Origin of the sequence: Priestia sp. GS2, assembly GCF_036409025.1 — a bacterium.
Classification (GTDB): Bacteria; Bacillota; Bacilli; order Bacillales; family Bacillaceae_H; genus Priestia; species Priestia aryabhattai_A.
The window spans coordinates 2,039,216-2,065,121 of the sequence record NZ_JAZGJX010000001.1 but is presented as its reverse complement, the minus strand read 5'-3'; the positions used below and the strand labels follow the sequence as shown (position 1 = coordinate 2,065,121).

Sequence of the window (25,906 nt, the reverse complement as noted above, 5' to 3'; positions counted from 1 at the left end):
TTGGAGGTACGGCACTATCTATTTATAGTAAAGGTGGGGAGAAGTAATTGAACTTAATCAGGCAGGTAAAGATTCAGTTTAATACGTGGTCATTTTTTAGCTTTTTGTTTATTACTGTTGTATTGTTACCGATTTTCATTATGAGCGTTCAATTTTTCTCAGAACCTAGCGAAAATTGGACTCATATTAAAGAATTTTTACTAGCAAATTACTTAATAACAACCGTTACACTTGTCAGTGCGACGGCTATATTTACAGCATTTATTGGAGTAAGTACAGCGTGGCTTTTGTCAGCATATGACTTTCCAATGCGTTCATTTTTTAAATGGGGCCTTATCTTACCCTTAGCCATCCCTCCTTACATTGGTGCGTACACGTATCATGGGATTTTAAATTATACGGGTGTGATACAAGCAACACTGCGTAATTCATTTGATATCACCGTTAATCAAAAATACTTTACTATCATGAACGTACCAGGAGCCATCTTTATTTTCACTATTTTTTTATATCCTTATGTTTATATTATTACGAAGAGTTTTCTCGAAAAGCAGTCCGCATCTTTAATTGAAAATGCTAGACTTTTAGGAAGTAGTCCGCTTCGCTTGTTCTTTCGCGTCGTGTTGCCTATATCACGTGCCGCCGTTATTGGTGGCGTCAGCTTAGTAAGTTTAGAAGTGCTAAACGACTTTGGTGTAGTGAAGTACTTTGGTGTTCAAACGTTTAGTACCGCTATTTTTCAAGCGTGGTTTGGCATGAGTGACTTAGGTTCAGCCATCAAGCTTTCCGGGATGCTTATGCTCATCGTAGTTGGTTTACTTACAATTGAAAAGGTCCTTCGAGGACGCAAGCGGTTTGGGTATTCAACGACAAAAGTGAGACCTTTAACACCCGTTCGGTTAAAAGGTGTCAAGGCTTGGGGAGTTTTTTTATATTTTCTACTTATTTTTATGGTTTCTTTTCTCATTCCGTTTGCACAATTAACTCAATGGGCGCTTATGACGTATGAACAAATTTTAAATCAAGAATTTCTGCAGTTAATTTGGAATTCAACATCAGTAGCTTTTATTTCAGCAAGCATTATTATTGTTATTGCCTTAGTGGTTGGAAACTTCACAAGACTTTTTCAAGGTGTGCTTTCAGCAGTCTTTTCAAAGGTAATTATCCTTGGATATTCTGTACCAGGAGCCGTTATTTCAATTGGTGTATTAGCACTGTTTTTGATTCTTGACCAACAGCTTTTCACTCTGTACGAACAAATGGGTAAAGAACCCACTTTAGTACTAAGCGTCAGTGTAGCCATGCTCATCTTTGCTTATGTTATTCGCTTTTTATCCATTGGATACAACTCAGTCGAAGCTGGCTTTTCAAAAGTGGGCGTAACGTTTACAGAAGCATCTAGAACATTAGGAATGAGCATGACAAAAACATTTTTTAAAGTCGATATGAAGCTTATCAAAGGAGCCATTTTTGGCGGATTTATTCTCGTCTTTATCGATATTTTAAAAGAGTTAACTCTAACTTTAATTTTACAGCCTTTTAATTTTAGTACGCTAGCGACGAAAGCATTTGAGTATGCAGGAAATGAAATGATTCATGAAGCAGCAGTATCATCAATGCTTATTATTTTAATTAGCGGGGTATCTATTTTCTTTTTTCATAAAGTACTAGAAAAGGAGTAAAGCTTATGTATGTACAGGTCAATAATTTATCTTTTCAATATCGGAACGCTTCAAAAGAGACAATAGAAAATTTTAACCTCGAGATCATGAAGGGAGAGGTTGTGTCAATACTCGGACAAAGTGGTAGTGGAAAAAGTACCGTTCTTCGCCTACTGGCTGGACTGGAAGTTCCAAAGACAGGTCAGATTATCATTAATAGTCAAACGATGTGTGATTCACGTGTGTTTATGCAACCTGAAAAAAGAGGAGTGGGTCTTGTCTTTCAAGACTACGCGTTATTTCCCCATATGAATGTGGAAGAGAACGTCAAGTTTGGATTAAAGAAAATGACGAGGAAGCAAAAGTATGCAAGAATTGATGAAGTCTTGGAACTTGTTGGATTAACAGAGTATGGAAAGCGTTACCCGTATGAACTAAGCGGTGGACAGCAGCAGCGCGTAGCATTAGCTCGGGCGCTAGCACCATCGCCGTCTTTACTGATGTTTGATGAACCTTTTAGTAACTTAGATACGGACTTACAGCACCGTATACGAGATGAGCTTAGAGTAATATTAAAGACAACAGGCATAACATCAATTTTTGTGACTCATGATCAAACGGATGCTAAGAAATTAGCAGATCGGGTTATTGTAATGGAAAAAGGTAAAATTATTAGAGTTGGAAAGCCAGAAGAGCTCTTAACGAGAGCCGTATCTTTGGGATAAAAAACAGCCACTTGTTGTAAGGTGGCTGTTTTCTTATTGTCGTATAATGCAGATGAAGAGAATACATTAAGTTGAAACCAAGTGTAAAGGGAGATGGGAAAATTGATTACGCTGCCGCTTCTTGTATACTCTCAACGCATCGTGAAACCGAAATTAGACGTTGTTTACCCAGTTATTCATGGAATGGCTAATCAAGCAGTTCAGTATAAAATGAACGCTAAGCTATTAAAACGAACAAACGAATTAATTGTTCAACAAGGATACGGAGAAAATCCTGATACGACCGAAACGGGATACTATGAATTGAAAAACAATCAGCGTGATGTGCTGAGCTTAATGCTCATAAACTATGCTTTTTCAGGTGGCGCTCATGGGTTAACCGTTGTCGTACCTATGACCTTTAACACCAAAAATGGAAAGGTCTATAAATTAAAGGATTTATTCAAGCCTAATAGCAATTATGTTCAGCGCTTATCTAAGCTCGTGGAGGTACAGATTAAAGAGCGCGATATTATGGTTCTCGGAGAATATACGGGAATTAAGCCAGATCAAGACTTTTATATCGCGGATAAATCGCTTGTATTATTTTATCAGCTCTATGATTTAGCACCCTATGCATATGGGATTCCTTACTTTCCCATTTCTATTTATGATATTCAAGATATAATCGCAGACGAAGGACCTCTTGGTCAAATGTTTGGATAAGGTTACAAAAAATTTCGGTGAGGACGAACGTAGCGCTTTACTTCTGCAGCTAACTGCTGACGAAGGGATTTATTTGATACCGCATTTGCAATATCTTTTGGTACAGGAAATATTCCAATGGAAGTAACGTGCACGCGTACGTCCCCTTCAAAAAGAGTGTCCCCTGCTTTTGTTTTAATCTTTGTGAAAACAAGGGCTTCTTTTGTCGCAGGTTTGTCTATTGAATAAGAGTCTTTAATATGAAATCGAAATGCATAATCTTCGCTCATAAATAGCCTTCCTTTTTTCATTTTTGTTTTATTATATTCACTAGATTCAAGCTATGTAAAGGATAAGTGTGTACGTTAATAACTGTTCATGTTTAAAAAAATGATGCATACATTAAAACGATAATAGAAAAAAGGAGACGATAAACGGATGGCTCATGAACAAGACGAACGTAATTATGAAGCGCCTTATATGGTAACCCAAGTCGATCCTTATGTATTTGCGACTCTTGAATCAGTTAAAGGTAAAGAAGTAGTTATTGAAACCGTACGTGGAAATTTACGTGGAAAAGTTAAGGATGTTAAAATTGATCACGTTGTCATTCAATCAAAAGATTCTAGCTTTTTTGTACGTATTCAACAAATTGTTTGGATTATGCCTGAATAATAAGTAGGGAAAAAGTGCACCTCAATTGTTAGATGGTTTAACGGTTGAGGTGCACTTTTTTTGTATAAAAGTTCATTTGGCGAATGAGACAACCTTATGACTTCATACATCTTAATGGATGGAATTTTTTAGAGACAGAGTGGAGGAATGCGCTATGTTTAAGCGGATTGATAAATTATTAATTGATTTACCAGAGCCGAAAAATCCAGATCCCAACGCTGCTGCCGCTGTACAAGAGCTATTAGGTGGGAAGTTTGGAGAAATGTCTACGCTAAATAACTATATGTATCAGTCGTTTAATTTTCGTACAAAGAAAAAGCTGCGTCCATTTTATGATTTAGTCGCGAGCATTACAGCAGAAGAATTTGGGCATGTAGAACTCGTCTCTAATACAATTAATCTTATGTTAGAAGGATCTACGTTTCCTGGTGACCCAGACATTACGCCAATGCAGAATGCAAAGGATGTACGTAATACCCAGCATTTTATTGCCACTGCGCAAACAGCTTATCCGTTTGATTCTATGGGAAAGGCTTGGACAGGAGAAAATGTCTTTAATAGTGGAAATTTAATTCTGGACTTATTGCACAATTTCTTTTTAGAGTGCGGGGCAAGAACCCATAAAATGAGAGTATATCAAATGACGGATAACCCTGTTGCCCGTGAAATGATTGGATATTTATTAGTTCGTGGTGGCGTTCACGTTGTGGCATACGCCAAAGCGTTAGAGATTGCAACCGGAGTGGATGTTACAAAACTAGTGCCAATTCCAAATTTAAGCAATAAATCGTTCGATGCTGCTAGAAAATATGAAGACCAAGGTGTTCATCGCCGTCTCTATACATTCAGTGATGCTGATTATATGGGAATTGCGAAGATTTGGAAAGGTACGCACCCAGAAGACGGTGGGAAGCTAGAAGTCATTGAAGGAACGCCTAAAGGAGGGAAAATTCCAGACTTAGAAGAAGTAACTGAAGAATTTGCTCCGGGAATAGGTCCAGATGAGTTCGCAGAGATTGCAAAGCGATTACAGCGTAACGCAGGACTATAGTGATAAGCAGGTGTAGATTACACCTGCTTTTTTTTGTAGATAAATAGTTAACCTAAGAAGATTGTTCATAATCAGTTCATATTCGTCTATTACACTAACTCTACAATCAATAAAGGAGTGAAAGAATGAATAGAAAACAGAAAAGAATTGATAAATGGTTAGTGGGCATTTTAACACTGGCTGTAGCCTTAAACTTTATGAATATATGGGAAGATGAATATGTCAATCCATATTACACCTCAGCTGTCAAAAGTATGATGCAAAATTTACATAACTTCTTTTTTGCATCGTTTGATCCAGCTGGGTTCGTAACGGTGGATAAGCCGCCCGTTGCGTTTTGGATTCAAACGATTAGTGCTAAGATTTTTGGCTTTCACGGTTGGAGTGTGATTTTGCCTCAGGCTTTAGCAGGAGTAGGATCAGTTATCTTGCTATACGTCATGATAAAAAAAATATTTGGTGTAGCTGCGGGGCGAATAGCTGCCCTAACCATGGCTATAACGCCAATTGTTCCAGCCGTTAGTCGAACCAATAATATCGATAGTTTACTCGTTTTTACCCTATTAGTAGCAACGTGGATGCTATTTAAAGCAGTAGCCATGAAGAAACACCGCTGGCTGTTTCTAGCGTTTGTGCTCATCGGTGTTGGATTTAATATGAAAATGATGCAGGCTTATATGGTTTTACCAGCATTTTATTTATTTTACTGGCTAGCAGCAAAGATTGACTGGAAGAAGAAAATAGGCTTATTATCTGGAGCAACAGTACTACTAATTGTTGTATCGCTTTCATGGGCAACAATTGTGGACTTAATTCCAGAAGATAAAAGACCTTATATTGGAAGTAGTGAAACAAACTCAGTATTAGAGTTAGCGCTGGGTTACAACGGTATTTCGCGTTTGACAGGAGAAATGTCTAGTGGGGGTAGCAATGGACAAAATGAACAGCCGATACCTCCAAGCGGTAATATGCAAGATGAACCACCATTAGCAAACGAAGAGTTGCAAACTGGAGAAAATACAGCTGATTCAAGTGACAATGAAAATCAGCAAAACTCAAACTTAGATAGTGGACAAGACTTGAATTTTAAAAATGCACCAGGTGGCCAGTTCCCTCCACAAATGGACGGAGATAACAATGGTCCTGGTGGTGGAAACACTGGAAGATTTAATACAGGAACGCCTGGCGTGTTTCGCTTAATTCAAGACGGGCTGGCAGACCAGATTAGCTGGTTTTTACCACTAGCGATTGTAAGCATTATCGGTTTATTGAGTGGCGTAAGGCTAAAAGAAACCCTGAGCACGAAAGTTCTTCATACTATATTTTGGTTAGCGTGGTTAGTACCAGTAGCTTTGTTCTTTAGCATTGCAGGATTTTTCCATCAGTATTACCTTATCATGCTAGCACCGCCAATAGCAGCAGTAATAGGAGCAGGACTCCCAGTATTATGGAAGGCGTATCGTAAAAACGAGGGTTGGAAGTCGTGGCTGTTGCCGATAGGTATTGCATTAACAGCTGGGTTGCAGGTTAGCATTATGCTACCTGACAAGGAAACAATTGGTCTTACATTTATCTTGGTTGTAGGGATTATCGGTATTATATTGGCTTTAGCACTTGCGGTCATAAAGCAGCGCTCAGCAATCAATACGTATATGATGACAGCAGCACTTATTGTGCTTGTGATTGGTCCGCTTTACTGGGCAATGACACCAATTTTGTACGGTGGAAACAGCATGCTTCCAGAAGCAGGTCCAACGTCTTCCAAAGATGGCCAGCTGCCTCAAATAGATGATATGGCATTTCCAGGTGATGAACAAGATGTCTCAATGAACAATGACAATCAAGTAGGTACGAATGAAGCACCTAATGATGAAAAGAGTCCTACCAATAGAGAGAAAAGGAATGATGGTCCTGGAATGAACGGACAGGTTAATCAGTCTCTTCTTACGTTCCTTGAAAAAAATCGCAATGGAACAAAGTATCTATTTGCTACCCTTGATTCAACAACGGCAGCACCATATATCATTGAAACGGGCGAAGCCGTAATGACGATGGGAGGCTTTTCAGGAGCTGATTCCATTCTAACAGTGACAAAACTTGAAGAGCTTGTTGAAAGCGGAGATGTTCATTATTTCTTAATAGGAAATCGAGGAATGGGAGGAAACGCTGAGATTATTAGCTGGATTCAGGAAAACGGTACAGAGGTTTCTGCTGAAGAATGGCGAGAAAATGAGGATAATCAGCAAGTTGGTCCCGGTGGAGGGGCTTCCAAGCTTTATTATGTTGATATGGAAGGAGAAGAGTAAATGAGTGCAATTAAATATTCCATTGTCATTCCCGTTTATAACGAAGAAGAAGTTATTCATACAACCTACCATCGTTTAACAGAAGTGATGAAGTCCACGGGAGAAGCGTATGAGCTTCTCTTCGTGAACGACGGTAGCCGCGATAAAACAGCTGATATTTTAATTCAATATAGTCAACAAGACTCGTCAGTTATGCTGTTAGATTTTGCACGTAACTTTGGTCATCAAATTGCAATTACTGCCGGCATGGATTATGCCAAAGGAGATGCGGTTGTGGTGATTGATGCAGATTTACAAGATCCACCTGAATTGATTCTCCAAATGATTGATAAATGGAAGCAAGGTTACGACGTAGTCTATGCGAAGCGTACAAAGAGAAAAGGAGAATCGTACTTTAAAAAACATACCGCCGCCATGTTTTATCGATTACTGCGATCGATGACTGATATTGACATTCCTTTAGACACGGGAGATTTTCGCTTGTTAGATCGTAAAGTATGCGATCAAATGAAGCTATTACAAGAAAAGAATCGATTTGTGAGAGGTCTTGTGAGTTGGGTTGGTTTTAAGCAAATTGCCTTGGAGTATGAACGAGATAAACGAGCAGCAGGGGAATCAAAATATCCGTTGAAAAAGATGCTGAAATTATCGCTTGATGGTCTTACTTCCTTTTCATACAAGCCTTTAAAGCTAGCAACCTATACTGGCATAGCCTTATCTTTTATCGGCTTTGTCTATCTTATTATCGTTTTATATTTAAAGCTGTTTACGGACAACACAATTGCAGGGTGGTCATCTCTTATTGTTATTCAACTGTTATTTAGTGGCTTTATCTTAATGATTTTAGGAATGATTGGTGAATATATTGGGCGGATTTATGACGAAGCCAAAAATCGTCCGCTTTATATTGTGCGAAAAACATACAAGCAACAGCCGGTAAGAAAGTTTGCTCATCGTGAATAAAAAAGGTTTACTTGCATTTTCAAAATTTTCATCAGTTGGTGTCTTAAACACGATAATGGATTTAGGTGTCTACATGGTGCTCACGTCATTTGGCATGTACTATTTAATTGCTCAGTGTCTATCTTATGGAACTGGAGTTGCAAATAGCTATATGCTAAACAGAAAATGGACCTTTCAACGAAAAGAACCCTCAACGGCTAAGGAAGTGACTAAATTTTTAGCGGTCAATTTGGTTACATTCATTTGTAGTTCACTGATTTTATGGCTATGTCATGAATATGCCTCTTTTAATCTTTTTGTAAGTAAAGGGGCTGCAAGTATAGGTAGTTTAGGAATTAATTTCTTGTTAACAAATCGCTATGTGTTTACAAAAACAATGGAAGGAAGGGAACAATATGAACGTTAGAAAAGCTGTCATTCCGGTTGGAGGGTTAGGTACTAGGTTTCTACCAGCCACAAAAGCTATTCCAAAAGAAATGCTCCCAATCGTTGATAAGCCTGCCGTGCAGTATATTGTGGAGGAAGCAGTAGAAGCGGGCATTGAAAGCATTATTTTTATTACAGGTAAGCATAAAAAAGCAATTGAAGATCATTTTGATAAGTCAGTTCAATTAGAGCATCTGCTAGCGGAAAAAGGAAAGTATGAACTATTGGAAAATGTACAGCGTATTTCGAAAATGGCAAGCGTACATTATATCAGGCAGCAGGAGCCTCAAGGGCTTGGGCATGCCATTTTGTGTGCGGAGAAGTTTATTGGAGATGAACCTTTTGCAGTCTTGCTTGGTGACGATGTAATGGTAGGTGAAACGCCAGCTTTGAAGCAGCTTATAAAGACGTATGAAGAAGTAAATCAATCGGTGATTGGTGTTAAAGAAGTAAAGAAAGAAGATGTATCAAAGTATGGAATTATTAAAGCAAGCTCTGCGGTAGGGGATGTATATTCAGTCGAAGGTGTGGTAGAAAAGCCAAAGCTTGAGCAAGCACCTTCCAATGTAGCCATTATGGGAAGATATATCTTAACGCCTTCTATTTTTCAGTCACTAAAAAAAATTGAAAAAGGAGTAGGAAATGAATTACAATTGACAGATGCAATAAATGATTTATCTCAGTATGAACAGGTTTTTAGTGTGCGACTAAAAGGAAGTCGCTTTGACATTGGTGGTAAGTTTGGTTATTTACAGGCAATGATTGAAATGGCTTTAAAAAGAGAAGATTTACGGAATGTATTTTTACCTTACTTGCAGCAAATTGTTCAACAGGAGCAATGGAAAACAAGGTAAGAGCATTGTTCATATTCAATTCATATTTAATTTATATAATAAAGTCACATGATAAAGGATGATAATGGACGGGGGAAATAAAACGTGATTCAAATTTTAGTAGCAGATGATGATCAACATATTCGAGAATTGATGTTAGTTTATTTAGAAATACAAGGGTTTAAAGTGATTGAGGCCGGTGATGGAGAAGAAGCGTGGAAAAAGTTGGAGGAATTTAGAGTAGACTTGGCCGTGGTAGATATTATGATGCCTTATAAAGATGGCTGGGAATTAACAAGAGAGATTAAAGAATATTTTGATATACCTGTACTCATGGTAACGGCTAGAGGGGAAGCTCACGATAAGCTAAAAGGCTTTGACATTGGAACAGATGACTATGTTGTCAAGCCATTTAACCCTGAAGAATTAGTTGCTAGAGTAAAGGCACTTTTGAGAAGGTACCGAATTGAAGCAAGCAACATTATTCATATTGAAAATATACGATTGGATCGTAACAAGCTGGAAGTACATGTAGGTGAGTATGTCGAAAGCCTTCCTCTAAAAGAATTTGAACTCTTGTTTAAATTAGCCAGTTCACCTGGGAAAATCTTCACAAGAGATCAGCTTATCCAAAGTATTTGGGGCTATGATTACGAAGGGGATGAGCGAACTATTGATGTCCACATCAAAAGGGTGCGCGAGCGCTTAAATCAAAGTAGTCGTAAGGTGAACATTGAAATTAAAACTGTTCGAGGGCTAGGTTATAAACTAGAAGGGTGTTAATGTGAAGTCAATTTATTTGAAACTGGTGCTTTCCTTTATTATAACGATTGTACTAAGCGTTGTTATTACAATTACCATTACAACACTTTTAAGTAAAGACAGACTAGGTGATAAGTTAGAGCCAGATATGTTTCGGATGGGTGAGGAGTTCATTCAGCTATATGGCGCCAATGGTTCAGATGAAGCCGCTCGATTTTTATCCAATGCATCATTTATTCACTTTTCATTTATCATTGTTGATTCTGAATATAATAGAAGAGTATTAGGTGATCGAGGACCAACATTGCCCATTGACAAAAGTGTTGTAGACAATGTTTTGCAGGGAAATCGGTTCTCGACGGTTGAGAGTGAGCCCTCTAATAAACCAAAACCAAATATTGTGGGAATACCTTTTATTGAAAACGATCAGAGATATGCGTTATTTGTTCAGTCGCATCCTCAAAGGCAAATTTCCGTTATTCAAGACGTGCAGCTTATTCAGCTCATAAGCGTACTGTTTATCGGGATTATTTTATTTGCGTATGTTTCTACAATTCTTATCAAACCAATTCAACGGCTAAGTGGAGCGATGAAAAAAGTAGGGAAAGGAGATTATTCGGTTCAAGTTGAGCATGTATCTAGCGATGAAATTGGTTTGCTAACTCAAAATTTCAATCAAATGGCAAAAGAACTCAACAAAATTGAAACGATGAGACAAGAATTTATTGCGAGCGTCTCCCATGAAATTCAATCACCCTTAACTTCTATTAAAGGCTTTTCAAAAGCTTTAAAAGATAATATTGTGAGTGAAGATAAAAAGCAGCAATACTTAACCATTATTGAAAAAGAAAGTACAAGGCTTTCACAATTAAGCTCGAATCTTTTAAAACTAGCGTCATTAGATGCTGAGCATCATCCATTTCATCAAAAAACGTACGATTTGGATGAACAAATTCGTCATGTTATTTTGGCATTAGAGCCACAGTGGATAGGGAAGGGACTTGAAATTGAGCTCGATTTAGAAAAGGTTAAGATTGAAGGAGATGAAGAGCTGCTGGAACAGGTATGGCTTAACCTGCTTTCAAACAGTATTAAATATACTCATCAAAATGGAACGATTGCAGTTTCGATGTCTTCTGTGAACGAAGGGGTGACGGTTTCAGTAAAGGATACGGGTATTGGTATACATGAAGAAGATCAAACTTATATTTTCGAAAGCTTTTATACAGTAGATAAATCAAGGTCACTAAAAAGCAATGGATTAGGTCTTGCGATTTCTAAAAAAATTATTAACTTACATGAGGGATCAATTTCTGTTGAAAGTCGTATAAATAAAGGAAGTACGTTCACCGTATTTCTTCCCAATAAAAAGTCTCAAAGCACCTGAGTTTATACAAATGCTTTGAGGCTCTTTTAATTGGAGCGAGGAATACGAAAAGCAACGTCCACATGTTCAAAACCAATGCGAGGATAGTATTCAACCGCGTTTGGCGCAGATAACAAAATGATAGCAGCTTGGTTAGTTGCTGCTTTTTTCACTTGCGCAAGGAGGGCCTTCCCAATTCCTTTTTGTTGATATTCTTTACATACGGCAAGGTCCGATACATAGCAGCAATAGCTAAAATCAGTTAGACAGCGAGCGACTCCAATTAGCTTTTCATCATCCCAAGCTGTAACTAGTAAGTTCCCATGATTAAGCATTTTCTGAATTCGAGTCAAGTCTTGAACAGGGCGATTGATACCAGAAGACGCAAAGACGTTAGTTAGTTGTTGGGCATTAATTGGCTGATTTACTTTATATGTGATGGTAGTTGACACATTTAAACCTCCTTTTAGTTACAATAGATAATACCATATTTTAACTAAAAGGAATATTCGAATTTTTAATTCCTACTTGACATATAGGTAAAGTATAAATAATATAATAACTATAGATTATTTGGAAAAATGAGATAGTTAATTTGCTGATCGGTCAACCGAAGGCTCATACTTTGTCAAAGTATGAGTTTTTTTTTATCTCAACTCCAAATCGAGATGGTTAGGTGAGGAGGCATATGATGAGACTATCTTCTGCTCATATTACAAGTACTTATAGGTGTTGTTTTTTGCTGACAGTGTAAATAAATAAAAAGATAAAACCAAAGGAGAAGGATAAAATGGCAGCTATTACACAAGAAAAAATTGATTATATTGTGAAGTTATTAAGTGATATTAACTATGGTTCTGTACTAATTACATTGCATGACGGTCAAATTACGCAAGTAGACCATACGGAAAAGAATCGTTTTATAAAAGCAAAAGCATCTGCTTCTAAGTAAATAGTGAAACAGTAGAAAGGAGATGAACATGGAAAACTTATTGCGAAGTGCTGTAACTAAGCGAAAGAATGAGTTGATTCACCGCCTAATTAAAAGTGGGGTTTATAAAAAAGGAGACCAGCATTTATTTGAGCTAACATTGACAGAATTAGAGCACGTGTATCGAAGTTATTACCGAAATGAATAAAAAGTGAAAAAATCCGCTTTCTCTTGATGAAAGCGGATTTTTCTTATGTTATTAAAAGATATTTCAATTGTTCTACAAATAGTCATAAAATTAGTACCAGCTTATAATAACTCATGTTATAATGACGTATAAAACCATTTATTGAGGTGAATCAATGAAAAAATCAGCAGTGAAAATTACGGGCATTGGTACGTATGTACCTGAGAACCGATTGACTAACGAAGATTTGGAAGCATTAGTGGAAACAGATCATGAGTGGATTATTCAGCGAACTGGTATGAAAGAGCGTCGAATTGCAAGAAGCGATGAATATACATCCACATTAGCGATAAAAGCAATTGAAAATTTATTAGATAGATATGATGTAAACATTGAAGATGTAGATTGCATCATCGTAGCGACTACAACACCTGATTATTCCTTACCAAGCGTCGCAAGTCAAATTCAAGCACATTTTCAAATCAGCGAAACAGCGTCCTTTGATTTAAGTGCTGCGTGTGCTGGATTTACGTACGGACTTCATGTTGCAAATGGATTAATTACATCTGGAATACATAAAAAAGTAATCGTAGTGGGTTCCGAAGTAATGTCAAAGATTACGGACTATACAGATCGAACGACATGCGTTCTTTTTGGAGATGGAGCCGGTGCGATGATGCTTGAATATAATGAGCAAGACGCACACTTATTAGCCACGCACTATGGTACGGATGGAACGGGTGGGCAGCACTTATATCGTTCGAATTTATCTACGCATATTGGAGAAAAAGAGATTAATAGGTCAGGTTATCTTGTACAAAATGGCCGTGAAGTATATAAATTTGCAGCTCGTACCGTACCAAAAGGGGTGAAGAAACTGCTTGAAAAAGCAGGCTATCAACCAGGAGATGTTAATTGGTTTGTACCTCACAGCGCGAACTTACGCATGATTGAAACGATTAGTGCCAAACTGGGATTTTCAATGGACCAAACGTTAACTAGCGTACAGTATTGCGGAAACACATCATCGGCATCCATTCCTCTTGCTTTTGATTTAGGCATACAGGAAAAGAAGGTGAAGCAGGGAGATGTTGTTGCACTGTATGGCTTTGGTGGTGGCCTTACGCACTGCGGTGTATTGCTTACTTGGAATTGTATTGAAAAAAACTAGAGGTGAAAATCCTCTAGTTTTTTTATTGCCATTTTTCTTCTATAATCAAAATTATGGTAAAATATTCTTGGTGTTTTTTCTATAAAAGGTTTATCAAACCAAGCGGAATAAGGGGATGTTAATGAATCAACTTTTGTATATTGAAGATAATAAAGAAATTGCGCTACCAATTAAAACCATGTTAGAAAAACTAGGCTATCACATCATTTGGAAAGAAGACGGTGAGAGCGCGCTGTTGCATATTGAAGAAGTAGATTTGGTTATTTTAGATATTATGCTTCCAGGTTTAGACGGATTTTCAATTGGCAAGCGCTTGAAAAAACTAGCTTCAGATATTCCAATATTCATAGTATCAGCTCGAACGTCTTTAGAGGATAAAATTGAAGGTTTGGGCTTTGCTGATGATTATATTACCAAGCCATTTCATCCAGAAGAACTAGCCGCTCGGATTGAAGTATTATTACGACGATTTCAGCGACATAATCGAAATTTGTTAACAATCCATCATTTAAAGGTAAATCTTGATACGCAACAAATTGTAAATCAAGAAACAGCCCAAGAAATTTTATTAACAGGAAAACAATTTCAAATCTTTTATTACTTCTTACAACATTTAAATCAAATTTTAACCAAGGAACAAATTTATGAAGCGATTTGGAAAGAAGCGTATATAGAAGGTGATAAAACATTAATGGTTCACATTCGTTACCTTCGTGAAAAAATTGAAATCAATCCAGCTAAACCTCTTATTATTGAAACAATTAGAGGAATAGGCTATCGAGTGAAAGAGGCATGAAAAGTTATTCGTTATTGACCAAGTACGCCGTTATTATTATTCTCTCGTTAATTGTGGTGCCTGGAACATACTTTATCTTGAATTTTGTTTATCTCTTTCCTGTAGCCTTGTCAGAAGGGCTGTTAGATGAACCTTATAAAGGAAAGAGCTTTTACGAAGAAGCCGTTCATAAAGAGGCGCGTCAATTAGGTAACCAACCTGATAAGGTTATTCATGAACGTTTAAGTGTTTTCCATAAACAGTATCCAGAAGCACGTATCTTTTGGGTAGATGAGAATGGGGAGACACAGAATTCTATCCCAAAAGATATGGATATACCTAAAGCCTGGACGCCTGCCTACACGGTGGAATTTATGAAAGAAAGCTACGATTCAGACCCTTTTACCGTAGTTGCTTTTATTGGTACAGAGCAAAAAGAAGGCTTTTTAGTATTTCAAATAAATCAAGAGCTTTTAGAGTATCCGATGTTCCAGATAGATGATAAATATCGCAATCTTTATGAAGTACTTGTGCTAGCGATCATTGGCGTATTCTTTCTTCTCTCGTTATGGTTTTTCTTAAAAATCCGAAAGCGCTTAACAGCACTATCAAAGGTTATGCAAATTAAAGAGGGGAAAATCCCTAATTATGTTGATTCACCGGCTAATGATGAAATTGGAGAGCTTGAAAAAGCCTTTAATGAAATGGTAAACGAATTAGAAAAAGCTCAAGAGAGAGAAGCAGAAGAAGAACGTATTCGACGTGAACTTATGACGAATTTATCACATGATATCCGAACGCCTTTAACAACCATTCGTGCACATGGATATAATTTAAAAGATGAAAACTTAACAAAAGATGGACAACAATCACTCAACATAATGAACGATAAGATCTCTTTTGTCAGTAGTTTAATTGAAAACTTGTTTTCTTATAATTTACTACAAAGTGGGAAGTACAGGTATCAACCAAAGGATGTTGATATTATAAAATTGCTTCGTACAGTCATTATTCAATGGTACCCTGTATTTGAAAACGAAGGGTTTGACATCCGCGTTCACTTTCCTGAACAGTCCGTTATTTGGTATATCGATTCTAATTGGCTCGAACGTATTATGGATAATTTATTTCAAAATGTAAAAAGGCACGCTCATAGCGGAAAGTTCTTTAGTATTAGTGTTGAAAGTACACAGGCAGAATCAATGATTATCATCTCCGATAAAGGTCCGGGCTTTAGAGAAAATTGTATGACCACGGAGTATGGAATTGGTCTAGGGGTTGTAGATGCAATGGTAAAAGAAATGGAGCTTGCATGGGAAATTGATACTTCTGATCAAGGTACAACTATAAAGATTATCCAAAGTAGTCATTAAAAAACAAGGCTTTGGCATAAGTAATTCAGCCCCTACTATACCTGAATAATTAAGAGTTCATAACTTTTAATTGTTCAGGCTTTTTGTTGTTGAGGAAAAAACAATTTGGAATAGGGTGGAATGGAACGAACTTGTTCAGTTAACAGAGATAGGATCAACTATTGTTCAACTTTTAGAAGCAATGATTTTGCTATATGCCAAACTCTTTTTATTGATTTACAAATCCATTGAAAAAAGTAGTGAAAAGAAGTGGAGTGTCTCGAACCCATGAAACGGTCCATTTTACACCTCACCTTCGTTTTTTAAACGAAATTTAAACAAAACAAACCGTTTGTTTAAGGTTGGCTTTCTATAATAAAAAGAGAGGTGAAGATATGAATATTATAAAAACGAGTCAGCTAGTGAAAGAGTTTAAAGGAAAAGCAGTTGTAAACAAGATTGATTTGACCGTTAGTGAAGGCGAAATTTATGGATTTTTAGGACCCAATGGTGCCGGCAAAACCACAACGATTCGAATGTTATTAGGATTAATGAAACCTACTTCAGGAAGTATTGAGCTGTTTGGGCGCAATATAAATGGCAATCACTTACACAGCTTGCGTCAAATTGGATCACTTGTCGAAAGCCCATCGTACTATGCGCACTTAACGGCTAGAGAAAATTTAGAAGTGCTTCGCATGGTTTTACAAGTCCCTAAGGCGAGAATTAATGAAGTGCTTTCAATCGTAAATTTATCAAAATACGCGGATCAACGAGTAAGTGGCTTCTCTCTGGGTATGAAGCAGCGATTAGGCATCGCGGCTTCCCTTTTAGGAAATCCCAAGCTGCTTATTTTAGATGAGCCAACAAATGGCTTAGATCCAGCAGGAATCCATGAAATTAGAGATTTAATTAAGCACCTTCCAAAAGAACACGGCGTAACGGTGTTAATTTCAAGCCATCTTTTGTATGAAATTGATCAAATAGCAACTCAGGTAGGCATTATTACGCATGGACAGATGATTTATAGCGGCAGTATTGAATCGCTACGTCAAAAAGCTAAGAAAAGGATTTGGCTCAATACAAGTGATGAAAATAAAACTAAAAGCTTGCTGTTAGCAAGTGGTTGTGTACCTACTTATGAAAATAATCGAATTTTTATCCCCTATATGGAAAATGAAAAAGTAGCTTCAGCGATAAGAAATCTTGTTCAAAACGGTATATCCATTTATCGAGTTGGTGAGCAAGAGCACTCCTTAGAGGATATTTTCTTACAGCTAACGACTGGAGGGATTCAGCATGCTACGAATATTACTGCAGGCTGAGCTGTTAAAGATAAAGAGAAAAGTACTATGGTTACTCGTTTTCTTAGGTCCGTTTGGGGTCGTGAGCCTGCAAGTAGTGAACTATGGTGTCCGAAAAGATTATTTGCTTTCACAAGAACCGGATGCTTGGAAAGGATTAATGCATGAGGTTAATATCTTTATACCAACCGTTGTTATTTTAGGCGCAACAATTTTGACAACGCAACTAGCAGCAGTCGAGTATGACAAAAGTTCGTGGAAACAACTTCTTAGTCTTCCTATAAAAAGAAATATGCTGTATGTAGCAAAGTTTTTAATTGTTTTATGTATGCTATTTATATCTTCTTGTTTATTATTCGTAGGAACCTATCTAGTTGGTTTAGGATTTGGATTTGGTCAACCTAATTCTATAAGCAAATTGATTTTAAACAGTTTTTATCCTTTTTTTGCTGTAATACCTGTAGTAGCAACTCAGCTTTGGATTGCAATTTTGTACCAAAACCAAAGCAAGGCATTATCTTTAGGAATTATGATGGGCGTATTTATCTTGTATGCTGGCGACATGCCGTTTTGGTTTATTTGGCAGTGGCCAAGCTTAATTTTTACTGACTTTCCTCAATTGTATATGGTAATGGGAGTTATAGTAGGAACACTATTTTGCTTTTTAGGAGCTCTACATTTTCAAAGAAAGGATGTGAAGTAAATGGCGATATGGGATTTAGTAAGAGTAGAAGTTTATAAAATGTATAAATCAAAGATGACAATTCAGCTTATTATTGTAAGTCCCCTTATAGCTGCAATGATTGCGTTTCAAGGTAGTGATAAGGAATTTGTACCCAATCATCAATGGTTAACACCGCTCGTTTTAATGTGCTTTATGCATAGCTTATTTTTACTTCCGTTATTCACAGGTGTGCTAGCATCCCTAAGCTGCAAACATGAACATGATAATGGGGGATGGCGCAGATTTTTAACACTTCCAGTTAAGAGAAGTCAAGTATACTTAAGTAAATTTATTACTATTATTCTATGTACGGCATGTATTCAGCTCCTCTTTTTTATTAGTTGGATTCTAGTAGGTAAAGTTACTGGCTATACGGATCCAATGCCTCTTTTTAAAATGACGGGAATTGTTGTGAGCGGTTGGATAGCTACGTGGCCTATAGCTGCCTTTATGCTTTTTATGGCAACAAAATTTACAAGTTTTGGAGCAGTGCTAGTAATTAATGTGATTTGTACACTTCCTAATTTGATGGTTGTAAACTCACAGAGGTTTAATCCATGGTATCCATGGGTACAGCCTTTTCTCGGTATGATGCCCCAAGATGATGGTATTTTTCAATTTTTATTCTTTACGCCAACAACATTACTCATTACTGTTTTAGGAAGCTTTATTTTCTTTTTCCTCAGTGGATTAACCTATTTTAAACATAAAGCTATCTAAATGGTGAAAAAACCCTTCTATTATATATAGAAGGGTTAGCCTGCTTTGGGTAAAGTAAAGCCGAGACCAAATACATCCCGTACATCATGCACGACAACAAATGCTTGGTCGTCCACTTTATGAATAATTCGTTTTAGCTCTAAAAGCTCTTGTTTGTTAATCACAATATAGAGTACTTGTTTGGCTTCTTTTGTATAGCTGCCGTGAGCTGTGAAAACAGTAACGCCACGCTCCATTTTGCTATTAACTTGTTCAGCAACTTCGTTTGAACGAGTTGAAATTATCGTTACCGCTTTGCGAGGATTCAATCCTTCAATAATATAGTCAAGCACCTTCGTACCAATGTAGAGGGCGATAACGGTATACATCGTTTTCTCTCCTCCAATTACAAAGTAGGCACTTCCTACAACGGCTAAATCAATTGCAAGCATAGTTCTACTAATATTCCAATCGAAGTATTGGTTAGCCATTCGAGCAATAACCGCAGATCCACCTGAGGTCCCCCCACCTCTAAACACGAGGCCAAGACCAATTCCAACAAATAAACCAGCAAAGATGGCACCTAAAAGCGTATCGTCCAGCGGTGTTCCTGCTTCTTCAGTTAGATGTAAAAAAACTGAAGTAGCGACAATAGAAAGTACCGTATAGACAATGACGCGCTTATGTAAAAGTTTATATCCAACCAAAACAAGCAGTCCATTGATAATAAAGTTTGTTATACTTGGAGACCACTGGAACAAGTAGTAGGTAATCATAGTAATCCCAGTTACGCCGCCTTCTGCAAGTTCATTTGGAATGGCGAAATAGTTGATACCAAGAGCAAAAATTAAGCTGCCAAGTAAAATTAATATAATTTCTTTTATTCGTTTTACCATCATATACATCTTCTTTCTATTGTATTAATTTCATTCTGACGAAACTATCTCCATGACAATGTATTATATCAAGGAGACTACTGGAATGAAAGACTAGTTTTTTAAAAACGAAAGGTAAATCTTTTGACACGCTGAACTTCATATGGAAGAATGAAAAAGTTATAAAATAAATGAAGTATCCTAGGATAAATAAACATAATTTCTTCTTTACAAAAAGAACGTATGTTCGTTAATATGGATAATGAAAGGGGAGAGGAAATTGTATCAAGAAGAGCTAAAAGAATATGCAAAGCTTTTGATGCCGGAGCATGTAGAACAGATGAAAGAAATTTATCGTTCTCACTTAAAATTAGAGGCGCCACCAGTACGAACAAAAGGTAGAGAAGTTATTAGTCAAATCCTTCATACAGCGTGCGAACAACATCAGCTAGTTAATCTACACGTTTATGAAGGAAGCAGCATTCGAAAGTACAATCGCGTGACGATTGATTGTATTGATCAGCAATCAAACCGCCTGTTAGCAACGGGTCCTTATTATACATATTCTATTCGGGAAAGCTTTGTGGTTAACGCAATGCTTTGCATAGATTGAGCTACTTCAACTTTGAAGTAGCTTTTATTATATTCAGTGGCTTTGTATCTTTTTTAGAGGCTCTGCATATACTGATAAAAAAGCTTACGGCAGCACGAGAGAGTAATGAGTGTAGAAGTGTTCCGTAGCCATGTCAAGAAGAAGGGGAAAGCTATGCAAAATGAAAAAAGTCAAGTGAGAGAAATTGAGTTAACGCAGTTTATTAAAAGAAGGCTCGTTCGCTTTGCATCTAGTTTAGCTATTTCGTCAGCGCTAGCATCCATTTTATATATGTTGCTGTTTTTATTTAAATAACGAACTTCCCAATGGTTGTCCAAAAAAATGGACAACTTTTTGGTGTGGACAAATTTAAGTGGACAAACTCTATTTATCATAAAACAGTCATAAACGTTCAAAATTGACAGGTTTAGTAATTGATATGACCGTTTTATAACGTTTGGTTATAATAATCCACTTCATTATAAGTATACTGGAGTCTACATATTGAAGCACTTCCGTTAATTGTAAGTTTTAATTAAAAAACTTAAAAAAGTGAATGAATCTGATTTTTTATGATTGATTTTGATTGATTTGCATGTTAAAGTAAAACCATGAAAGATAAATGAAAACGCTTTTTTGGAAAAGGAGTCACGTTATGCTAACACCTGAAAGGCATCAGCTAATGTTAAAGCTTTTAAAAGAAAAAGAGCTTGTTAAAGTGCAGGAATTTATTGAAGTGACCGGTGCCTCTGAGTCCACAATACGTCGAGACTTAAGTCAATTAGAAGAGGAGCAGCTGCTTAAACGTGTTCATGGTGGTGCTTCATTAATTCAGAAAAAGCGAATTGAACTAAGCGTCATAGAAAAAGCTGATAAAAATGTAGAAGACAAACAAAGAATTGCTGAATACGCATCTTCACTTATCCATGAAGGCGATTGCATCTTTTTAGATGCCGGAACGACAACATATGAAATGATTCCATTTTTAAAGCAAAAAGATGTAGTTGTTGTAACAAATGGACTTATGCATTTAAATTTAATGCTTGAAGAAGGTATTAATCTTTATCTAACAGGTGGTGCTGTCAAACATAAGACTGGAGCTTTAATTGGAAACGGTGCGCTTTTAAGTTTAGAGCAGTATCGCTTTGATAAATGCTTTATGGGAGCAAACGGAATTCATCATCAATATGGATACACAACACCGGATCCTGAGGAAGCGCTCATTAAACAAACAGCGATGAAGTTATCTCAAGAGTCCTATATTCTAGCAGACTCAACAAAGTTTTTTGAAACCAGCTTTGCTAAAATAGCAGACCTACATGCAGCAACTGTTATTACAAATGAGCTACCGCAAGAGGTGCTTGTACAATATGCAAACAAAACAGACATAAAGGTTGTGAAATTATGATCTATACATGTACGTTAAACCCTTCAGTTGATTACATTGTACATGTAACAGACTTTCAAGAAGGCGAATTAAACAGAACAACAAGCGAAGTAAAGTTTCCCGGTGGAAAAGGGATTAATGTGTCTCGCGTGTTGAAACGATTAGGCGTTGAAAACAAAGCGCTTGGCTTTATCGGTGGGTTTACTGGAACTTATATCGAAGATTATTTAAAAGAGGAAGAAATTAAAACAGCTTTTACAAAGGTCAATGAAGATACTCGCATTAATGTAAAACTAAAAACAAAAGCTGAAACAGAAGTAAATGGACAAGGTCCTACGATTTCGGAAGCAGCTCTTCAGGAGCTTTTACAGCAAATCGCTCAGATGAAAGAGCAGGATATGCTCGTGTTGGCAGGGAGTATTCCGAAAACGCTTCCAAAAAATATTTATGAAACGATTGCACAACAAGCGACTGCTAAAGGTGTAAAAGTTGTGGTGGATGCAAGTGGGAAAACGCTTCTAGATGTAGTAAAGCATAACCCATTTTTCATTAAGCCAAATCACCACGAGCTTGGCGAATTATTCAACGTTGAGGTAAGCGGAGTGGAAGATGCAATTCAATACGGTCAAAAGCTAGTGGAAATGGGAGCAGAAAACGTAGGAGTTTCCATGGCTGGGGATGGAGCACTGCTGATTACAAAAGATGCGGTGTACCGAGCAACTGCACCAAAAGGAAATGTTAAGAATTCAGTTGGAGCAGGTGACTCACTCGTAGCGGGCTTTTTAGCAGCTTACACAAAAGAAAATGACTTACTTGAGGCATTCCGTACAGGTGTGGCATCAGGTAGTGCTACAGCTTTTTCACTTGAACTATGTGAAAAAAGCTATGTAGAAGAATTATTAGAACAAGTTTCAATTACAAAGATAAAGTAGGGGGAAACGAGAATGAGAATTACAGAGCTATTAAAAAAAGACACAATCATTCTTGATCTACAAAGCTCATCCAAAGCAGATGTTATTGATGAGCTAGTTGGCAAACTGGATGAAGCAGGTCGTTTAAACGATCGTGAAGGATATAAACAAGCAATTTTAAACCGTGAATCCCAAAGTACAACAGGAATTGGTGAAGGAATTGCGATTCCACACGCAAAAACAAGTTCGGTAAAGACGCCAGCGATTGCGTTTGGACGCTCAAAAGAAGGGCTTGATTACGAATCACTTGATGGTCAGCCGGCACACTTATTCTTCATGATTGCAGCGAGTGAAGGAGCAAATAATGCACACTTAGAAACGTTATCGCGCTTATCGACGTTACTAATGGATACAGATTTCCGTCAGTCATTATTAAGTGCTGCGTCGATTGATGAAGTTATCCAGTTAATTGATGATAAAGAAACTGAGAATGAACAGCCAGAAGAAGAAGTGGATACAAAGTCAGATGATGAGCTAGTTTTAGCAGTTACGGCTTGTCCAACGGGTATCGCCCACACTTATATGGCAGCAGATAGTTTAAAAGCAAAAGCAAAAGAAATGAACGTTACGATTAAAGTTGAGACAAATGGTTCCAGTGGAATTAAGAACGCGTTAACAGCTGAAGAAATCGAAAAAGCAACAGCGATTATCGTAGCAGCTGACAAACAGGTTGAAATGGCTCGTTTCGCCGGCAAAAAGGTTATTCAAGTGCCAGTAGCACAAGGGATTCGTAAACCAGAAGAGTTAATTAATCGAGCGCTTAAAGGAGATGCACCTGTTTATAGCGGTGACGGTGGTAAATCTGAGAATGATTCTTCTGGAAGCTCGGAGCGTAAAGGGTTTTATAAACACTTAATGAGCGGTGTATCTGCAATGCTTCCATTCGTAGTAGGAGGCGGGATTTTAATTGCCATCTCGTTCATGTTTGGAATTGATGCAGTTAAACCCGATGATCCAACCTATAATGCATTTGCAGCAGCATTAAATACAATTGGTGGCGGTAACGCATTTGGCTTAATGATTCCAGTCTTAGCTGGTTTCATCGCGATGAGTATTGCTGATCGTCCAGGTTTAGCACCAGGTATGGTCGGTGGTTTAATGGCCTCTACTGGTCAAGCAGGTTTTTTAGGTGGATTAATCGCAGGTTTCTTAGCGGGTTATATCGTACTTGGGCTGAAAAAGTTATTCAGTCGTTTACCACAGGCTTTAGATGGCATTAAGCCAGTTCTTTTATATCCATTATTTGGTATATTCGTTACTGGAATGATCATGCTTTACGTCATTATTGATCCGGTTAAAGCAATCAATGATGGATTAACACAGTGGTTGAGTGGGTTTGAAACGGGTAACTTAGTACTATTAGGAATTATCTTAGCTGGTATGATGGCCATTGACATGGGTGGTCCAATCAACAAAGCGGCATTTACGTTTGGTATTGCGATGATTGATGCAGGAAACTTTGGCCCTCATGCTGCAATTATGGCTGGTGGTATGGTTCCTCCATTAGGCTTAGCGTTAGCAACGACAATCTTCAAAAATAAATTTACGCAACAAGAACGTGAAGCAGGAAAAACATGTTACGCGCTGGGAGCTTCATTTATTACAGAAGGAGCTATTCCATTCGCAGCAGCAGATCCAGGTCGCGTAATTCCAGCAGCGGTTATTGGTGCAGCAGTAGCGGGTGCATTAACAATGGTATTCGGCATTGGTTTACCAGCTCCTCACGGTGGCATTTTCGTAATTGGTGTAGTAGAAGGTAACCCATTCTTATACGCACTAGCTATTATTATCGGTGCAGTTGTAACGGCTCTACTTGTTGGAGTATTGAAAAAGAAAAAAACAGTTTAAAAGCTGAAACCTCCTGCAAAAAGCAGGAGGTTTTGTTTTTCTCTTGTAGACATTTGTTCTTTTTGAGAGTACAATAGGTTTATTATCTGAAGAATTATTAGAAAAATTAGACAGAAGGCTTTTTTGTCAGACAAATTATGTTACAATAGTTGAATATTAAAAACAGGTAAGGAAGTGTCTCAAAGATGAAGGTTTCGAAATTTGGTGGGAGTTCAGTTGCAAGCGCAGAGAAATTTAAACAAGTTGCACAAATCATTCAAGCAGACAAAGAGAGAAAAATGATTGTTGTATCTGCACCAGGTAAGCGATATGCTGATGACACAAAAATGACAGATTTATTAATTGCACTCGCTGGGCAGATTCAGCTAGGTGAAGATTATGTAGAAGAGTTTGGCAAAGTCATTGATCGTTATCGAGAAATTGTGACTGAGTTAGAAATGTCTGAAGGGATTATTACAGAAATCATTGAAAACATTGACTCCCTAATTTCTTTACATAAAGATGACCCATTCCGCTTATTAGACTGTTTGAAAGCAAGCGGTGAAGATAATAATGCAAGGTTAATGGCTGCATATCTACAGCATTTAGGAGAAGAAGCTTCATATGTGAACCCTAAAGAAGCTGGTATTTTTGTATCAGATGAACCAGGTAGAGCAAGAATTTTGCAGCTTTCGTATGAAGAGTTACCGAAGTTAAAAGAGCGGGAAGGTATTTTAGTTATCCCAGGCTTCTTTGGTTATTCTGAACAAGGCAACATTGTGACATTTTCAAGAGGTGGTTCTGATATTACAGGTTCTATTGTTGCAGCGGGTGTTAAAGCAGACTTATATGAGAACTTTACAGATGTAGATGCAATTTATAGCGTAGATCCAAGGCTTGTTGAAAAACCGAGTGAAATGAAAGAAGTGACCTACCGAGAAATGCGTGAATTATCTTATGCAGGTTTTTCTGTATTTCATGACGAAGCGCTTGAACCGGTCTTTAAATCTGGAATTCCAGTATGTGTTAAGAACACAAATAATCCGAAGGCAAAAGGAACATTCATTGTTTCTAAGCGAAAAGTTGGTGACCAACCTGTCGTAGGCATTGCAGGTGATAAAGGCTTCTGCAACATTCATGTTGATAAATACTTGTTAAATCGTGAAATCGGATTTGGCAGACGCCTTTTGCAAATTTTAGAAGACGAAGGGATTTCATATGAGCATACGCCATCTGGAATCGATAACATTTCAGTCGTTATGCGTGAACATCAGCTAACGCCGGAAGTAGAAGAGCGTGTACTTGACCGCATTCAAACAGAACTAGAAGTAGATAACATTTCAATTGAAAGAAACTTGGCGCTAGTAATGGTAGTAGGAGAAGGAATGAACAGCTCTGTTGGAATTGCGGCTAAAGCTACAGAAGCATTTGCCAAAGCAGGCGTGAATTTAGAAATGATTAACCAAGGTTCTTCAGAAGTAAGCATGATGTTTGGCGTAAAGGCTGATGCACTTGAAAAAGCTGTTCAGGCATTGTACAATACTTATTTTAATAAAATGTACAGTATTTCATATTCAAGCGTAAAGTAATGTACTAATATGTGTATAATAAACGCCTCGTTGGGTATACGAAGAGTAGTCGTATATTTAAGGAGGCGTT

Annotated in this window: 28 protein-coding genes; 25 read left to right on the top strand and 3 right to left on the bottom strand. The window is 37.4% G+C overall.

What is annotated here, in order from left to right:
* Nucleotides 1-56 precede the first annotated feature (56 nt).
* The 3 genes from V2145_RS10780 (at nucleotide 57) to V2145_RS10770 (ending at nucleotide 3,091) form a co-directional block, all read left to right on the top strand.
* Nucleotides 57-1,682, top strand: a complete 1,626-nt coding sequence (locus V2145_RS10780; protein ID WP_397428364.1) for an ABC transporter permease — start codon at nucleotides 57-59, stop codon at nucleotides 1,680-1,682.
* Between the two features lie 5 nt (nucleotides 1,683-1,687).
* Nucleotides 1,688-2,386 carry an ABC transporter ATP-binding protein gene (locus V2145_RS10775; protein WP_094909821.1) on the top strand — a complete coding sequence of 233 codons (699 nt, stop codon included), beginning with the start codon at nucleotides 1,688-1,690 and terminating at the stop codon, nucleotides 2,384-2,386.
* Nucleotides 2,387-2,479: 93 nt separating this feature from the next.
* On the top strand, nucleotides 2,480-3,091 hold the full coding sequence (locus V2145_RS10770; protein ID WP_256993234.1) for a DUF3298 and DUF4163 domain-containing protein: 612 nt from the start codon (nucleotides 2,480-2,482) through the stop codon (nucleotides 3,089-3,091).
* A 2-nt stretch (nucleotides 3,092-3,093) separates the two neighbouring features.
* Here V2145_RS10770 and V2145_RS10765 read toward each other — a convergent pair whose 3' ends face one another.
* Complete coding sequence (locus tag V2145_RS10765; RefSeq protein ID WP_094909823.1) at nucleotides 3,094-3,360, bottom strand: diaminopimelate epimerase; 267 nt, start codon at nucleotides 3,358-3,360, stop codon at nucleotides 3,094-3,096.
* Nucleotides 3,361-3,508: 148 nt separating this feature from the next.
* Here V2145_RS10765 and V2145_RS10760 point away from each other — a divergent pair, with 148 nt between their 5' ends.
* From V2145_RS10760 to V2145_RS10725, 8 genes are all read left to right on the top strand, one after another.
* On the top strand, nucleotides 3,509-3,745 hold the full coding sequence (locus V2145_RS10760; protein ID WP_256993235.1) for a YuzF family protein: 237 nt from the start codon (nucleotides 3,509-3,511) through the stop codon (nucleotides 3,743-3,745).
* Nucleotides 3,746-3,899: 154 nt separating this feature from the next.
* Nucleotides 3,900-4,796, top strand: a complete 897-nt coding sequence (locus tag V2145_RS10755) for a manganese catalase family protein (RefSeq protein ID WP_131886857.1) — start codon at nucleotides 3,900-3,902, stop codon at nucleotides 4,794-4,796.
* A 125-nt stretch (nucleotides 4,797-4,921) separates the two neighbouring features.
* Nucleotides 4,922-7,102, top strand: a complete 2,181-nt coding sequence (locus V2145_RS10750; protein ID WP_330987680.1) for a glycosyltransferase family 39 protein — start codon at nucleotides 4,922-4,924, stop codon at nucleotides 7,100-7,102.
* Complete coding sequence (locus V2145_RS10745) at nucleotides 7,103-8,065, top strand: glycosyltransferase family 2 protein (protein WP_330987679.1); 963 nt, start codon at nucleotides 7,103-7,105, stop codon at nucleotides 8,063-8,065.
* Nucleotides 8,058-8,471 (top strand): GtrA family protein, encoded by a 414-nt coding sequence (locus V2145_RS10740; RefSeq protein ID WP_094909826.1) that lies wholly within the window; start codon nucleotides 8,058-8,060, stop codon nucleotides 8,469-8,471. The genes V2145_RS10745 and V2145_RS10740 overlap by 8 nt, the downstream gene beginning before the upstream one ends.
* A complete protein-coding gene (gene galU / locus V2145_RS10735) occupies nucleotides 8,461-9,345 on the top strand; it encodes a UTP--glucose-1-phosphate uridylyltransferase GalU (protein ID WP_330987678.1) in 885 nt (294 codons plus the stop codon). The genes V2145_RS10740 and galU overlap by 11 nt, the downstream gene beginning before the upstream one ends.
* Before the next feature lie 84 nt (nucleotides 9,346-9,429).
* Nucleotides 9,430-10,107, top strand: a complete 678-nt coding sequence (locus tag V2145_RS10730; protein ID WP_330987677.1) for a response regulator transcription factor — start codon at nucleotides 9,430-9,432, stop codon at nucleotides 10,105-10,107.
* 1 nt (nucleotide 10,108) lies between these two features.
* Entirely contained in the window at nucleotides 10,109-11,473 is a 1,365-nt protein-coding gene (locus V2145_RS10725) for a sensor histidine kinase (RefSeq protein ID WP_094909828.1), read from the top strand.
* A gap of 26 nt (nucleotides 11,474-11,499) precedes the next feature.
* Here V2145_RS10725 and V2145_RS10720 read toward each other — a convergent pair whose 3' ends face one another.
* Nucleotides 11,500-11,904, bottom strand: a complete 405-nt coding sequence (locus V2145_RS10720; RefSeq protein ID WP_179289186.1) for a GNAT family N-acetyltransferase — start codon at nucleotides 11,902-11,904, stop codon at nucleotides 11,500-11,502.
* A 338-nt stretch (nucleotides 11,905-12,242) separates the two neighbouring features.
* On the opposite strand from V2145_RS10720, the gene V2145_RS10715 reads away from it, so the two are divergent.
* The 8 genes from V2145_RS10715 to V2145_RS10680 all read left to right on the top strand — a co-directional run bounded on the left by V2145_RS10715 (nucleotide 12,243) and on the right by V2145_RS10680 (nucleotide 18,616).
* On the top strand, nucleotides 12,243-12,404 hold the full coding sequence (locus V2145_RS10715; RefSeq protein ID WP_094909829.1) for a YezD family protein: 162 nt from the start codon (nucleotides 12,243-12,245) through the stop codon (nucleotides 12,402-12,404).
* Between the two features lie 28 nt (nucleotides 12,405-12,432).
* Nucleotides 12,433-12,591 carry a Fur-regulated basic protein FbpA gene (locus V2145_RS10710; protein WP_094909830.1) on the top strand — a complete coding sequence of 53 codons (159 nt, stop codon included), beginning with the start codon at nucleotides 12,433-12,435 and terminating at the stop codon, nucleotides 12,589-12,591.
* A gap of 154 nt (nucleotides 12,592-12,745) precedes the next feature.
* Nucleotides 12,746-13,741 carry a ketoacyl-ACP synthase III gene (locus tag V2145_RS10705; protein WP_094909831.1) on the top strand — a complete coding sequence of 332 codons (996 nt, stop codon included), beginning with the start codon at nucleotides 12,746-12,748 and terminating at the stop codon, nucleotides 13,739-13,741.
* A 121-nt stretch (nucleotides 13,742-13,862) separates the two neighbouring features.
* Nucleotides 13,863-14,537 carry a response regulator transcription factor gene (locus V2145_RS10700; protein ID WP_094909832.1) on the top strand — a complete coding sequence of 225 codons (675 nt, stop codon included), beginning with the start codon at nucleotides 13,863-13,865 and terminating at the stop codon, nucleotides 14,535-14,537.
* A complete protein-coding gene (locus V2145_RS10695) occupies nucleotides 14,534-15,889 on the top strand; it encodes a HAMP domain-containing sensor histidine kinase (RefSeq protein WP_330987676.1) in 1,356 nt (451 codons plus the stop codon). Before V2145_RS10700 ends, V2145_RS10695 begins: the two co-directional genes overlap by 4 nt.
* 374 nt (nucleotides 15,890-16,263) lie before the next feature.
* A complete protein-coding gene (locus V2145_RS10690; RefSeq protein WP_094909835.1) occupies nucleotides 16,264-17,193 on the top strand; it encodes an ABC transporter ATP-binding protein in 930 nt (309 codons plus the stop codon).
* Nucleotides 17,168-17,875, top strand: coding sequence for an ABC transporter permease (locus V2145_RS10685; protein WP_094909836.1), 708 nt, complete (start codon nucleotides 17,168-17,170; stop codon nucleotides 17,873-17,875). Before V2145_RS10690 ends, V2145_RS10685 begins: the two co-directional genes overlap by 26 nt.
* Nucleotides 17,876-18,616 carry an ABC transporter permease gene (locus V2145_RS10680; RefSeq protein WP_311858397.1) on the top strand — a complete coding sequence of 247 codons (741 nt, stop codon included), beginning with the start codon at nucleotides 17,876-17,878 and terminating at the stop codon, nucleotides 18,614-18,616.
* 35 nt (nucleotides 18,617-18,651) lie between these two features.
* Here the strand turns inward: V2145_RS10680 and V2145_RS10675 are convergent, their stop codons facing one another.
* A complete protein-coding gene (locus V2145_RS10675) occupies nucleotides 18,652-19,491 on the bottom strand; it encodes a YitT family protein (protein ID WP_094909838.1) in 840 nt (279 codons plus the stop codon).
* 259 nt (nucleotides 19,492-19,750) lie between these two features.
* Here V2145_RS10675 and V2145_RS10670 point away from each other — a divergent pair, with 259 nt between their 5' ends.
* The 6 genes from V2145_RS10670 (at nucleotide 19,751) to V2145_RS10645 (ending at nucleotide 25,836) form a co-directional block, all read left to right on the top strand.
* The gene (locus V2145_RS10670) at nucleotides 19,751-20,083 is read left to right on the top strand and encodes a YolD-like family protein (RefSeq protein ID WP_165932491.1); all 333 of its coding nucleotides are present in this window, start codon (nucleotides 19,751-19,753) and stop codon (nucleotides 20,081-20,083) included.
* A gap of 153 nt (nucleotides 20,084-20,236) precedes the next feature.
* On the top strand, nucleotides 20,237-20,377 hold the full coding sequence (locus tag V2145_RS10665) for a hypothetical protein (protein ID WP_165932490.1): 141 nt from the start codon (nucleotides 20,237-20,239) through the stop codon (nucleotides 20,375-20,377).
* A gap of 340 nt (nucleotides 20,378-20,717) precedes the next feature.
* The gene (locus V2145_RS10660; protein ID WP_311858391.1) at nucleotides 20,718-21,470 is read left to right on the top strand and encodes a DeoR/GlpR family DNA-binding transcription regulator; all 753 of its coding nucleotides are present in this window, start codon (nucleotides 20,718-20,720) and stop codon (nucleotides 21,468-21,470) included.
* Nucleotides 21,467-22,381, top strand: coding sequence for a 1-phosphofructokinase (pfkB, locus tag V2145_RS10655; protein ID WP_094909840.1), 915 nt, complete (start codon nucleotides 21,467-21,469; stop codon nucleotides 22,379-22,381). Before V2145_RS10660 ends, pfkB begins: the two co-directional genes overlap by 4 nt.
* Before the next feature lie 12 nt (nucleotides 22,382-22,393).
* A complete protein-coding gene (locus tag V2145_RS10650) occupies nucleotides 22,394-24,268 on the top strand; it encodes a PTS fructose transporter subunit IIABC (RefSeq protein ID WP_094909841.1) in 1,875 nt (624 codons plus the stop codon).
* A gap of 185 nt (nucleotides 24,269-24,453) precedes the next feature.
* Nucleotides 24,454-25,836 (top strand): aspartate kinase, encoded by a 1,383-nt coding sequence (locus V2145_RS10645; RefSeq protein WP_094909842.1) that lies wholly within the window; start codon nucleotides 24,454-24,456, stop codon nucleotides 25,834-25,836.
* Nucleotides 25,837-25,906 lie beyond the last annotated feature (70 nt).

Bases quoted from the DNA above. Each gene is read 5' to 3' on its own strand.
- V2145_RS10775 (WP_094909821.1), top strand. From the start codon at position 1,688: ATGTATGTACAGGTCAATAATTTATCTTTTCAATATCGGAACGCTTCA.
- V2145_RS10770 (WP_256993234.1), top strand. From the start codon at position 2,480: ATGGGAAAATTGATTACGCTGCCGCTTCTTGTATACTCTCAACGCATC.
- V2145_RS10765 (WP_094909823.1), bottom strand. From the start codon at position 3,360: ATGAGCGAAGATTATGCATTTCGATTTCATATTAAAGACTCTTATTCA.
- V2145_RS10760 (WP_256993235.1), top strand. From the start codon at position 3,509: ATGGCTCATGAACAAGACGAACGTAATTATGAAGCGCCTTATATGGTA.
- V2145_RS10755 (WP_131886857.1), top strand. From the start codon at position 3,900: ATGTTTAAGCGGATTGATAAATTATTAATTGATTTACCAGAGCCGAAA.
- V2145_RS10750 (WP_330987680.1), top strand. From the start codon at position 4,922: ATGAATAGAAAACAGAAAAGAATTGATAAATGGTTAGTGGGCATTTTA.
- V2145_RS10745 (WP_330987679.1), top strand. From the start codon at position 7,103: ATGAGTGCAATTAAATATTCCATTGTCATTCCCGTTTATAACGAAGAA.
- galU (WP_330987678.1), top strand. From the start codon at position 8,461: ATGAACGTTAGAAAAGCTGTCATTCCGGTTGGAGGGTTAGGTACTAGG.
- V2145_RS10715 (WP_094909829.1), top strand. From the start codon at position 12,243: ATGGCAGCTATTACACAAGAAAAAATTGATTATATTGTGAAGTTATTA.
- V2145_RS10710 (WP_094909830.1), top strand. From the start codon at position 12,433: ATGGAAAACTTATTGCGAAGTGCTGTAACTAAGCGAAAGAATGAGTTG.
- V2145_RS10705 (WP_094909831.1), top strand. From the start codon at position 12,746: ATGAAAAAATCAGCAGTGAAAATTACGGGCATTGGTACGTATGTACCT.
- V2145_RS10700 (WP_094909832.1), top strand. From the start codon at position 13,863: ATGAATCAACTTTTGTATATTGAAGATAATAAAGAAATTGCGCTACCA.
- V2145_RS10695 (WP_330987676.1), top strand. From the start codon at position 14,534: ATGAAAAGTTATTCGTTATTGACCAAGTACGCCGTTATTATTATTCTC.
- V2145_RS10690 (WP_094909835.1), top strand. From the start codon at position 16,264: ATGAATATTATAAAAACGAGTCAGCTAGTGAAAGAGTTTAAAGGAAAA.
- V2145_RS10685 (WP_094909836.1), top strand. From the start codon at position 17,168: ATGCTACGAATATTACTGCAGGCTGAGCTGTTAAAGATAAAGAGAAAA.
- V2145_RS10680 (WP_311858397.1), top strand. From the start codon at position 17,876: ATGGCGATATGGGATTTAGTAAGAGTAGAAGTTTATAAAATGTATAAA.
- V2145_RS10675 (WP_094909838.1), bottom strand. From the start codon at position 19,491: ATGGTAAAACGAATAAAAGAAATTATATTAATTTTACTTGGCAGCTTA.
- V2145_RS10665 (WP_165932490.1), top strand. From the start codon at position 20,237: ATGCAAAATGAAAAAAGTCAAGTGAGAGAAATTGAGTTAACGCAGTTT.
- V2145_RS10660 (WP_311858391.1), top strand. From the start codon at position 20,718: ATGCTAACACCTGAAAGGCATCAGCTAATGTTAAAGCTTTTAAAAGAA.
- pfkB (WP_094909840.1), top strand. From the start codon at position 21,467: ATGATCTATACATGTACGTTAAACCCTTCAGTTGATTACATTGTACAT.
- V2145_RS10650 (WP_094909841.1), top strand. From the start codon at position 22,394: ATGAGAATTACAGAGCTATTAAAAAAAGACACAATCATTCTTGATCTA.
- V2145_RS10645 (WP_094909842.1), top strand. From the start codon at position 24,454: ATGAAGGTTTCGAAATTTGGTGGGAGTTCAGTTGCAAGCGCAGAGAAA.